Genomic DNA, 9,525 nt, shown 5'->3' with positions numbered 1-9,525 from the left:
AACAACGACAGCCGGGGCGGGAGGGCGGCGAGGCCGGGGTCGGCGCGCAGCGCGGCGCAGGCCCGTTCGAGCCGCTCGGCGGGGCCGGGCGTGCCGAGGTGTTCGCGCAGCCGCCGCCAGAGCTCCGGCTGCCAGTTCAGGTCGTCGGGCAGCGGCTGCGCGGCGTCGGGGCCGGGGGCGTCGACGGAATCGTCGATGTCGGCGCCGTCCTGCCACGCGCGCAGCATCCCCGGCCGGTGCGCGGCGTAGGCGGCGAACAGTTCCGCGAGCCGGTGCGCCACGGCATAACGGCGGCCGCGCCGGTGATCGGGTCCGGCGCCGTTGCCGGCGGGGCCGTCGACCGCGGCGCCGAGGTGCGCGCTGAGCGCTGCGAACCGGGCCTCGCCCGCAGCGGCGTCGATGAGCTCCAGCAACGGCCACACCGCGCGCGCCGGGCGCCACGGGTCGGCGTCGGGTTCGACACCGGTCGCGTCGCCGATCACCGCCGACACCACGGCCGCGGGAGAGGGGAACAACACGTGTGCGCAGACGCCGTCACCGCGGCCCTCGGTCGTGCCCAGCCGGTGCGACAACCGCTGTCCCAGCCACCGTTCCACGCCCCGCTCCGGCACCGCGACGATCTCTGCGGTGAAGGGGTCGGTCAGCGGGGTGCGCAGCACCTCGGCGAGAGCGTCGGCCAGCCGGTCGGCGCGTTCCGCGCGGTGCACATGGAGCACACCGGGAACCTAGCCGGGGGCACCGACGGCCCGGGCAGGTGGCCGTCACCAGTTCGACGGCGCGTAGTCCTTGAGGAAGCAGCCGAACAGGTCCTCGCCCGCCTCGCCGCGCACGATCGGGTCGTAGACCCGCGCGGCGCCGTCGACGAGGTCCAGCGGGGCGTGGAAGCCCTCGTCGGCGAGCCGGAGCTTGGTCGGGTGGGGGCGCTCGTCGGTGATCCACCCGGTGTCCACCGCGGTCATCAGGATCCCGTCACGCTCGAGCATCTCCGCGGCGCTCGTGCGGGTGAGCATGTTCAACGCCGCCTTGGCCATATTGGTGTGCGGGTGGCCCGGCCCCTTGTAGGAGCGGCTGAACTGGCCCTCCATCGCGGAGACGTTGACCACGTACTTCCGCCGTGCCGGGGCCGCCGCCATCGCCGGTCGCAGCCGGCTGACGAGGATGAACGGCGCGGTCTGGTTGCACAGCTGCACCTCGAGCAACTCCATCGGGTCGACCTCGTGCACCCGCTGGGTCCAGCTGTTGACCTCGGCGGTGTCGGGCAGCAGCCCACCCGCGTCGACGGCCGTCCCGGCGGCGATCCGGTCCGGCGAGGCACTGCGGGCCGTCAGCGCCAGCTCGGTGAGGGCGTGCGGGCTGCGGTGGTCGGCCAGGCTGCTCGTGAGGGCTGCCGGGTGGGCGTCGCTGATGTGGTCGAACGTGACGACCTCGGGAAGGTCCCCGGCCGGCAGCGGCGCCCGCTCCGCGTCCACCAGGGCCGAGTAGGAGCCGGGGGAGCGGCGGACCGTCTGCGCGGCGTTGTTGATCAGGATGTCCAGCGGGCCGGCCGCCGCGACCGTGTCGGCCAGCGCGACGACCTGGGCCGGGTCCCGCAGGTCGATGCCGACGATGCGCAGCCGGTGCAGCCAGTCGGCACTGTCGGGCATCGCAGTGAACCGGCGCACGGCGTCGTTGGGGAAGCGGGTGGTGATCGTGGTGTGCGCGCCGTCGCGGAGCAGCCGCAGCGCGATGTACATCCCGATCTTGGCGCGGCCCCCGGTGAGCAGCGCGCGGCGGCCGGTGAGGTCGGTCCGCGCGTCGCGCCTGCTCCGGTTCAGCGCCGCGCAGGGCGGGCAGAGCTGGTGGTAGAAGGCGTCGACCACGTGGTAGCGCTGCTTGCACGTGTAGCAGGAGCGGGCGCGCAGGAGGGTGCCCGCGGTCGCCCCGATCGCGGTCGAGACCAGCGGAAGGCCCTGGGTCTCGTCGTCGATGCGGCCCGGCGCGCCCGTGGCGGTCGCCGCCGTGACGGCGTTGTCGGCGGCGGTGACGGCGTCGCGCTTGGCGGCCCGGCGTCGCTTCCGGACCGACTTGTAGATCCCGGCGGTGGCCCGGCGGACCTGGACGGCGTCGGGATGCTCGATCGGCAGTTCATCGATGCGGGCGAGCACCCGCAGGCAGGTGTCGAGGTCGGCCGGATCGATGCCCGTGGCCGCGCCCACGCTCCGGTCCTGCTCCGTCGTGGTCACAACCGTTCCCGCTCCTCGCCCGTCCGCCGCAATGGCCGCGAAGAACTGTACGCACCTCGATCCGGGCCGCCGTCGCTCACTCCTCGAACGCAGCCAGGGCCTTCCTCGCCTGCTCCAGCTCCGCCTCCAGTTCGGCGACCCGGGCCTCACGCTGCGCGCGGGCCGCACCGATGATCTTCTCGATCGGCCCGGACAGGTCGGCGTGCAGCTCACCCGCGGCCCGCGACACGTCGGCCGCGCTGACCGGCAGCGCGCGGGTGATCCAGGTGGCGCCCTGCTTCAGGTCGGCCTGCCAGTCGCCGTCGGCGGTGCCGCTGACCGTGAGCGTCAGCTCGACGACCCGGGTGGTGCGTGCCGCGGAGGCCGGGGGACGGCCGCGCCGGCGCTTCGGCTCGCTCGTCGAGGCGGCGCCGGTGGCGGAGGACGCGGCGGCGCCGGGTTGGTCCTTGGTCTTGTCGACGTTCATCGCTGCGTCGGGTTCCCTCTCGTGAGCCCCGGCGGACCGGGTGTACGGCTGCATCGACCAGCGTGATCGTAGAACAAATGTTCGACGTCGCCACGTCGGGCTCGTGGATGTCGTGTGCCGGCTCGTGCTGCCGGCGGTCCTCCGGGGAGAAAATCAGTCCTGCCCGCGCGGCACGCTCATCGCCAGCAACGCGATGTCGTCCTTGGGCGGCGGGGTGAACCGCCCGATGCGGGTCGCGAGGTCGGCGACGAGTGTGGCTGCGGTGCAACCGATCCGGTCCGCGAGGAAGCGCGACAGGCCCTCCTGCCCGAAGGGGGTGCCGTCGACCGGGGTGTCGGTGAGCCCGTCGGTGTAGAGCAGCAGGGTCTCCCCGGGCCCCAGGCGCGCGCTGCAGGCCGTGAACCGGGCGTCCGCCACCGCACCGACGAGCATCCCGCCCTCGGGGCGGAGCTCGACGACGTCGGCGGCGCCGGTGCCGTCCCGGCGACCGCCCTGGGCTGCCATCCACAAGGCCGGCTCGTGCCCGCCGGTGCCCACGGTGACGAGGAATCCGGGCCCGCCGGGGTCGGGCTGCAGGAGCCCGAACATGACCGTGGCGAAATGATCGCGGGTGACGGGCTCGTTGAGCAGCGCCGCGTTCAGCTCGGACAACACGCTGACCGGGCGTGGGTCGTGCCAGGCGGCGGCGCGCAGGGTGTGCCGGGCCAGCGAGGTCAGGGTCGCGGCGGGTGCTCCGTGCCCGCACACGTCGCCGAGGAAGAAGGCCCATCGGTCACCCGGCAGCGGGAAGACGTCGTAGAAGTCGCCGCCCACGTTGCGGGGCGAGGCGGGGTGGTAGTGGCTGGCCAGCTCCAGGCCGGGCACGTCGGGCAGCGCCGGCGGGAGCAGGGTGCGCTGCAGGGTGGACGCGAAGGCCTCGATGGTGGCCCGGTCCTGTTCGATGGTGGCCCGGTCCTGCTCCGCTCGGTCCCGCAACTGTCGTTCGGCGCGGATGGTGTGCAGTGCCGAGAGGCGCAGCTCCAGCTGGTCCATCACGATCGCGGCCAGGTCACAGAGGGTGGCCAGCCCTGCTTCGGGGATCTGACGGGGCCGGGTGTCGAGCACGTTCACGGTGCCCAGCCGATATCCGTCCGACGTGGTGATGGGAGCCGCGGCGTAGAACCGCACTCCCATCTCGCCGCGAACCAACGGGTTCTCCGCGGCGCGCGGGTCGGTCAGCGCGTCGTTGATCACGTACGGGCCGTCCCGCCGGACGGCCGAGGCGCACAGCCCCGGCTCCCGCCCGATCTCCGTGACCCCCTCCAGCCCGTGCGTGGCCTTGAACCAGATCCGGTCCTCGTCGACGATGCTCACCGTCGCGATCGGGGTGTCGAACCAGCGTGCTGCCAGCGCGGCGACGCGGTCGAACGCCCCGTCCGGCGGTGTGCCCAGGATCTCGTACCGGGCCACGGCGGCCAGCCGCGCGGCTTCCTCCAGTGCCGCCGGGGACATCTCCGCCGACACCAGGATCGGCGTCTGAGGTGTCCGATCCAACTCGTCCGCGCCGTCCACACGCCCACCTCCCTCTTCTCGGTACGGACCTCCGCCAGCCGCGCGAACCGCGGCAACGATATGAGATCCGAGTGCGAAGGGCCCGTGAGAGCGCGCACGATCGCTCGCCACGTCGTCCACAGCAGCAGCCTGATGCCGGGGCGGTCGAGGCCGTGGGCGTCGAGTCGGATGAAGGGCCGCTGCACCGTGTCGGCACCCCGGACTCGCCGACGGGCGCCCTCCCGTGTCGTGGGGAGAGCGCCCGCCGGAGGGACAGTCAGCCGAACAGTAGGCCGATCAGTACCTGTTCGCGTCCCGGGCGCCGGTGCTCGCGAGTCCGCTCAGCTCAGCCCAGGTCCGCTGCTGCAGCTTGATCATGCTGTCGACCACCGAGGCGAAGATCTCGACGGGGGTGAACGCCATCGCGATGCCGGATTCGAGGCCGGAAGTGGCCTGCGGGGTCGCCGGCCTGGTCCAGGCCATCACCTGCTGCGACGACCCGCCGGGCTCGGGAGCCCAGCCCTGCTGTCCCTGCGGCCCCGGCAATCCCTGCGGCCCCGGCTTGCCCTGCGGCCCGGGTGGCCCGGCCGGGCCCGGCTCGCCCATCGGTCCCTGCTCACCGCGCAGGCCCTGCTCACCACGCAGGCCCGGTTCACCACGGGGGCCCTGTTCACCACGGGGGCCCTGTTCACCACGGGGGCCCTGCTCACCGCGCAGTCCCTTCGCGCCGGGCTCGCCCTTCTCGCCCTGCTCACCGTGCGGACCGGGCTCGCCACGCTCACCCTTCGCGCCGGGCTCGCCCTTCTCGCCCTGCTCACCGCGCGGACCGGGCTCGCCCTTCTCACCCTGCTCACCCTGTCCGCCGCGCGGGCCCTGCTCACCCTGTCCGCCGGGCGGGCCCTGCTCACCCTGCCCGCCGCGCGGGCCCTGCTCACCCTGCCCGCCGCGCGGGCCCTGCTCACCCGGCCCCCCGGGCGGGCCCTGTTCGCCGCGCTTGCCCTGCTCGTCGACCGCCGGGCGCTCGGTGGGGGTGATGGCGGTGGGGGTGGTGGTGCGGCCACGCCCCGAGGACGGCTGGTTGGTTGCCTGTGCCATTGCGCTCCTTCGTCGTGAGATCGGTGCTCGGCGGTGCGCCGAAGCGATGTCGCGTGCTGTCGCGTGCCTGTCACGTGCCGTTCCGTGGAGGTGCCCGTCGCCGGATGGCCACGACACCGGGGAGAACGTGATGGTCGAGCCGTCGATCGCCAGGGGCGGCCCGGGTGGAGACGCTGTGAGGCGTCGTGGTGGTCATGGCTGCGGGTCGTGGTGAGCCCGCGGCCGATCAGGTGTCCGGCCCGAACGACGTGACGCGGCCGGGAGGACATCGCTCCGGCCCTCGGTCGCGCCGGCCGGTCAGGAGGCGATCAACACTCCGACGACGGGACGCCGAACCCGGTCGTCCCGAACGCGGCCCTTCATCTCGACGGAGTGGCGACGCGCCGGCGGCGACCCCGCCGTACCGACGGCCGAGGAGGGGTCCGGAGCAGATCGGATCGGTGATGTGGACCTTGTTCTCAAGCCCGGGATACGCTGTATACGTTAGGCATAGGGCTACGCCGTATCAATAGGCGGCACGATGAGGAGACCCACGTACCGAGGAGGTTTGATGACCAGCGTCACCGGGCACGCCCGGCCGGCCGCGGTCCCGCAGCCGACCGCGCGGCGCCCCGCGCTGACCCGCGAGCAGGTCCTGGCCGCCGCCTTGGAGATCATCGACGACGGTGGTGTCGAGGCTCTGACCATGCGCCGGCTCGGGCAGGCCCTCGGTCGCAACCCGATGGCGATCTACCGGCACGCGGCCGACAAGGAGGCCCTGCTCGACGGCGTCGTCGAGCGTGTGGTCTCCGAGCTCGTCGTGCCCCGCGAGCCCGACGGTGACTGGGAAGCCGCGTTGCGCCGCACCGCGCACGCGTTCCGGCGACTCGCCCTGGCCCACCCCAACGTGGTGCCGCTACTGGTGACCCGGCCGCTGTCCGGCCCACTCGCCCAGCGGCCCCTGGGCACGCTGCGACCGCTGGAGGAACTGCTCGAGCTGTTCATCACCGCCGGGTTCGACCAGCACGGTGCGCTGCACGCCTGCCGGCTGTTCACCGGGTTCCTCTACGGCCACGTCCTGCACGAACTGCAGGAACGCGTCGACGACCCCGAGGAGACCGACGACCTGCTCCGCCTCGGGCTGCACCGGCTGCCCGTCACACAGTTCCCCCGGCTCCGCTCACTCGCCGCTGTTCTGGGCACCTATGACGGCGCCGCCGAACTCGACGAGGGACTGGCCATCGTGCTCGCCGGCCTGCGCAGCCAACTGCTCGGCTGAGCGCCGACCCCGGTGATCGACTCTCCGGAGTCGTCGCCGCTGGGGCTGGACGAGCGGCGGCGCCCTTCGCGTCAGCCCGTCCGCTCCGGCCGCGGGACCAGCAACACCGGACACGGCGCGTGGTGCAGTGCGCTGCGCGCCACCAGCCCGAGCTCGCCGTGTCCACCGGTCCGGGGCCCTCCGAGGACGAGCAGGTCCGCGTCCAGGTCCTCACCGACCAGCTCGTGCGGACGGGCCCGGACCAGCTGGACCGCCACGGCGAGGCCGGGGGCCAGCGCCCGCACCCGCTCGAGCCCGGCCCCGAGGACCCGGCGACCGTGATCGACCGCGGCGGCCAGCCCGACGCTGCGCTCACCGAACGAGGTGGGAACGCCGTGAACGATCATGAGGCCGGCGCGCAGCTGCTCGGCGACCTCCGCGGCGTCGGCGACGGCGGCCGCATCGTCGGGCAGGTCGCGCAGCGCGAGGACCACCCGCAGCGGACCGCCGTGTGCGACGGCCGGACGGGGCACGAGCACCGCGGTCCCGTCGGCCTCGGTGAGCAGCGCGGCGACGTGCCCGACAGCCTGGGCGCATCGATCCGGGGCGAGCAACCCGCTGGGGGCCCCCGTCGACTCCAGCGGCTGCAGCACCAGCATCCTTCCGGATCGCCGGCACCATGCGAGCGCCCACTCGGGCGTGCCCGTGGACCGGTCGACGACGACCACCACCCGCCCGGGTCCCGCCCGCGCCGACGGCCGCATCGCGAGAGTCGTGCTGGCGTGAGGCATATGCCGGACCTCCATGTGCGTGGCCGCTGACCCGGTCGGACGACAGTGGACGACAGTGGACGACAGTGGACACTGTCGTCGCCGGCCTGCGTAGGGCGGATCGGCCCGACGGCCCGGGCCGACCGGCGGGTGTCGGGACCACCGGCCCGCCCACCCGGGGCTTCCGCCCGTCGCCGCTGTACGGCCACCCCGGCACGGTGGTCGCCGGACCCGTGGGCGGTGGGTCGCGGCGACGGACAGGAGTCGGCATGGACGAACCGGAAACGATCGTGGTGGGTGTGGACGGGTCGGCGGAGTCGCAGGCCGCCCTGGCCCATGCGTTCGCCGACGCCGCCCGCCGCGGCGCGCGGGTTCGTGTCGTCTCCGTCTTCCAGCCACCGCAGTACTGGGCGATCTCCTACGGGGTGGCGGTGCCCCCCTCGGAGGACCAGGTCACCGCGGATGTCAGGACGAGGATCTGCGAGCTGGTGGGGGCGGTGGTGGCCGGCCGGCCAGGCCTGGCGGAGGTGCCCGTGGAGCTTCGTGCCGTGCCGGGAACACCCGCGAAGGTGCTGATCGACGAGTCCCGCGACGCCGCCCTGCTGGTGCTGGGCCACCGCGGCCGGGGCCGGTTCACCAGCGCCCTGCTCGGGTCGGCCGGGATGCAGTGCGTGCTGAACGCATCGTGCCCGGTGACCATTGTGCGTCCAGGGCCGGTGCCGGCCGGCGCGACGGCGACCGCGCCCGGCGCCACCGTGCCGGCACCTGCCTGACCTGCCGTGCGACGCACGACAGTGGGTGCGGTGATGACCGCCGCCGTGATCTCGGTGCCTCCGGAGGCGTCGTTCGCCGAGGTGGCCCGCGTGCTGTTCGGCTGCGGTGTGCAGGCCGTCCCGGTGCTGGACCCGGCCGGACGGCTGCTCGGCGTGGTGTCGGAGGGGGATCTGCTCCGGACCGCCGAACGCGCCGACCCCGGGGAGGTCCCGCCGGGTCCACCGGCCTGCGGCGCGCGCGGGTGCCACCACGGCCCGTGGCCTGATGACGGCGCCGGTGATCACCGTCGGCCCCGAGCTGAGTGTGGCCCGGGCCGCCCGCCGGATGCTGGAGCGCCACCTCCGCTGGATGCCGGTGGTCGACGCCCGCGGGCGCGTCGTGGGTGTACTCACCCGCTCCGACCTGCTCGCGGTGTTCCTCCGCGACGACGCCGACATCCGCGCGGAGATCGTCGACGAGCTGCTGGGCGGCCTCCTGCTGGGCGAGGGACGCATCGACGTGCGGGTCGAGGGTGGGGTCGTCACCCTGACCGGCCGGCTGGAGACGCGTGCCGACGCGTGGCTGGCCGTCCGGTTCGTCGAACGGATCGAGGGCGTCGTGAGCGTCGTCGACCACCTCGGCTACCGGGTGGACGAGCGGGCGGCCGACCCGGTCGCGGGCCCGCTCCGGTAAGTGGGCATCGCCGGCACCGGCGCCGTCGGCCCGTCGGCCCGTCGGTCCGGCGGTGTCGGTCCGGCGGTGTCGGTCGGGCGGGATCAGTACGGCGGGATCAGCACGGCCTCGAGGCGCCGGCGGGGTGTCGGGGGCAGCTCGGCGGCGTTCGGGGGGGCCCAGCCCACCCGGATGACCAGCTGCGGGTGGTCCGGCGTACCGAGGATGTCCAGGCGCAACCGCCGGCGGGTGTGCGGGACCTCGAGAACCTGGCTGAGCGGCATCGTCGCCAGGCCCATCCGCGTCGCCTCGAGCAGCACCGCGCTGGCGGCCTCGCCGGCGCGCAGCCGATCGAGGGTCGTGTCGCCGGGCGTGGTGAGGACGGTCAGGACGGCGCCGTCGTCGCAGGGTGAGGGCCGGCGCGGGGTGGAGGCCAGCCGTCCACGCGGGAACCGGCCGAGGCCGGAACCCTCGGGTCCGGCACCGAGACAGGGCAGGGAGTCCGCTGGGATCCCGTCGCGCGCTCCGGCGTAGCGGTGGGTCCAGATGGCCAACTCGGTGGTGTAACCGAGGGCGAGGTGCTGGTGTGCGGCGGCCTCGGCGAGCGCGGCGTCCAGCCGTGCCCGGGCGCGTTCCTCGGTCACCGGGTGCAGCGCGGCCCCGAGCTCGGCAGCGCGGACGGCGAGCGCGTGCAGCAGCGTGGAGTGGACGGGCAACTCGCAGAACCGCCGGCGGTCGGTCCGCCGGCGCTCGATGGCCCCGAACAGCACCGCGTCGTGC

At 74.2% G+C, this 9,525-nt stretch carries 10 protein-coding genes and 1 pseudogene; 4 read left to right on the top strand and 7 right to left on the bottom strand.

Going from position 1 to position 9,525, the window contains the following annotated elements:
* The 5 genes from HF519_RS27885 to HF519_RS27865 all read right to left on the bottom strand — a co-directional run.
* Positions 1–716 (bottom strand): exodeoxyribonuclease V subunit gamma (locus tag HF519_RS27885; protein ID WP_312860397.1); only part of this gene is annotated, 716 nt, incomplete at its 3' end.
* 45 nt (positions 717–761) lie between these two features.
* The gene (locus HF519_RS27880) at positions 762–2,222 is read right to left on the bottom strand and encodes an SDR family NAD(P)-dependent oxidoreductase (RefSeq protein WP_169415964.1); all 1,461 of its coding nucleotides are present in this window, start codon (positions 2,220–2,222) and stop codon (positions 762–764) included.
* A gap of 76 nt (positions 2,223–2,298) precedes the next feature.
* Entirely contained in the window at positions 2,299–2,688 is a 390-nt protein-coding gene (locus HF519_RS27875; protein WP_211170684.1) for a DUF6319 family protein, read from the bottom strand.
* 153 nt (positions 2,689–2,841) lie between these two features.
* A complete protein-coding gene (locus tag HF519_RS27870) occupies positions 2,842–4,239 on the bottom strand; it encodes a PP2C family protein-serine/threonine phosphatase (protein ID WP_312860396.1) in 1,398 nt (465 codons plus the stop codon).
* Positions 4,240–4,515: 276 nt separating this feature from the next.
* Complete coding sequence (locus HF519_RS27865) at positions 4,516–5,313, bottom strand: collagen-like protein (protein WP_169415963.1); 798 nt, start codon at positions 5,311–5,313, stop codon at positions 4,516–4,518.
* A 550-nt stretch (positions 5,314–5,863) separates the two neighbouring features.
* Between HF519_RS27865 and HF519_RS27860 the strand changes: the two genes are divergently transcribed.
* The gene (locus tag HF519_RS27860; RefSeq protein WP_169415962.1) at positions 5,864–6,571 is read left to right on the top strand and encodes a TetR/AcrR family transcriptional regulator; all 708 of its coding nucleotides are present in this window, start codon (positions 5,864–5,866) and stop codon (positions 6,569–6,571) included.
* 71 nt (positions 6,572–6,642) lie between these two features.
* Here HF519_RS27860 and HF519_RS27855 read toward each other — a convergent pair whose 3' ends face one another.
* On the bottom strand, positions 6,643–7,203 hold the full coding sequence (locus HF519_RS27855) for a universal stress protein (protein ID WP_169415961.1): 561 nt from the start codon (positions 7,201–7,203) through the stop codon (positions 6,643–6,645).
* Positions 7,204–7,589: 386 nt separating this feature from the next.
* Between HF519_RS27855 and HF519_RS27850 the strand changes: the two genes are divergently transcribed.
* The 3 genes and pseudogenes from HF519_RS27850 to HF519_RS27840 all read left to right on the top strand — a co-directional run bounded on the left by HF519_RS27850 (position 7,590) and on the right by HF519_RS27840 (position 8,766).
* A complete protein-coding gene (locus tag HF519_RS27850) occupies positions 7,590–8,093 on the top strand; it encodes a universal stress protein (protein WP_169415960.1) in 504 nt (167 codons plus the stop codon).
* 33 nt (positions 8,094–8,126) lie between these two features.
* A pseudogene (locus tag HF519_RS33415) lies at positions 8,127–8,264 on the top strand (CBS domain-containing protein); the annotation flags it as partial.
* 94 nt (positions 8,265–8,358) lie between these two features.
* On the top strand, positions 8,359–8,766 hold the full coding sequence (locus HF519_RS27840) for a CBS domain-containing protein (RefSeq protein WP_169415959.1): 408 nt from the start codon (positions 8,359–8,361) through the stop codon (positions 8,764–8,766).
* 83 nt (positions 8,767–8,849) lie between these two features.
* Here the strand turns inward: HF519_RS27840 and HF519_RS27835 are convergent.
* A partial coding sequence (locus HF519_RS27835; protein WP_211170683.1) for a nitroreductase family protein occupies positions 8,850–9,525 on the bottom strand: 676 nt, incomplete at its 5' end.

The sequence above is a fragment of the Pseudonocardia bannensis genome, assembly GCF_012911875.1.
GTDB lineage: Bacteria > Actinomycetota > Actinomycetes > Mycobacteriales > Pseudonocardiaceae > Pseudonocardia > Pseudonocardia bannensis.
This window is presented reverse-complemented; position numbering and strand designations above follow the sequence as displayed.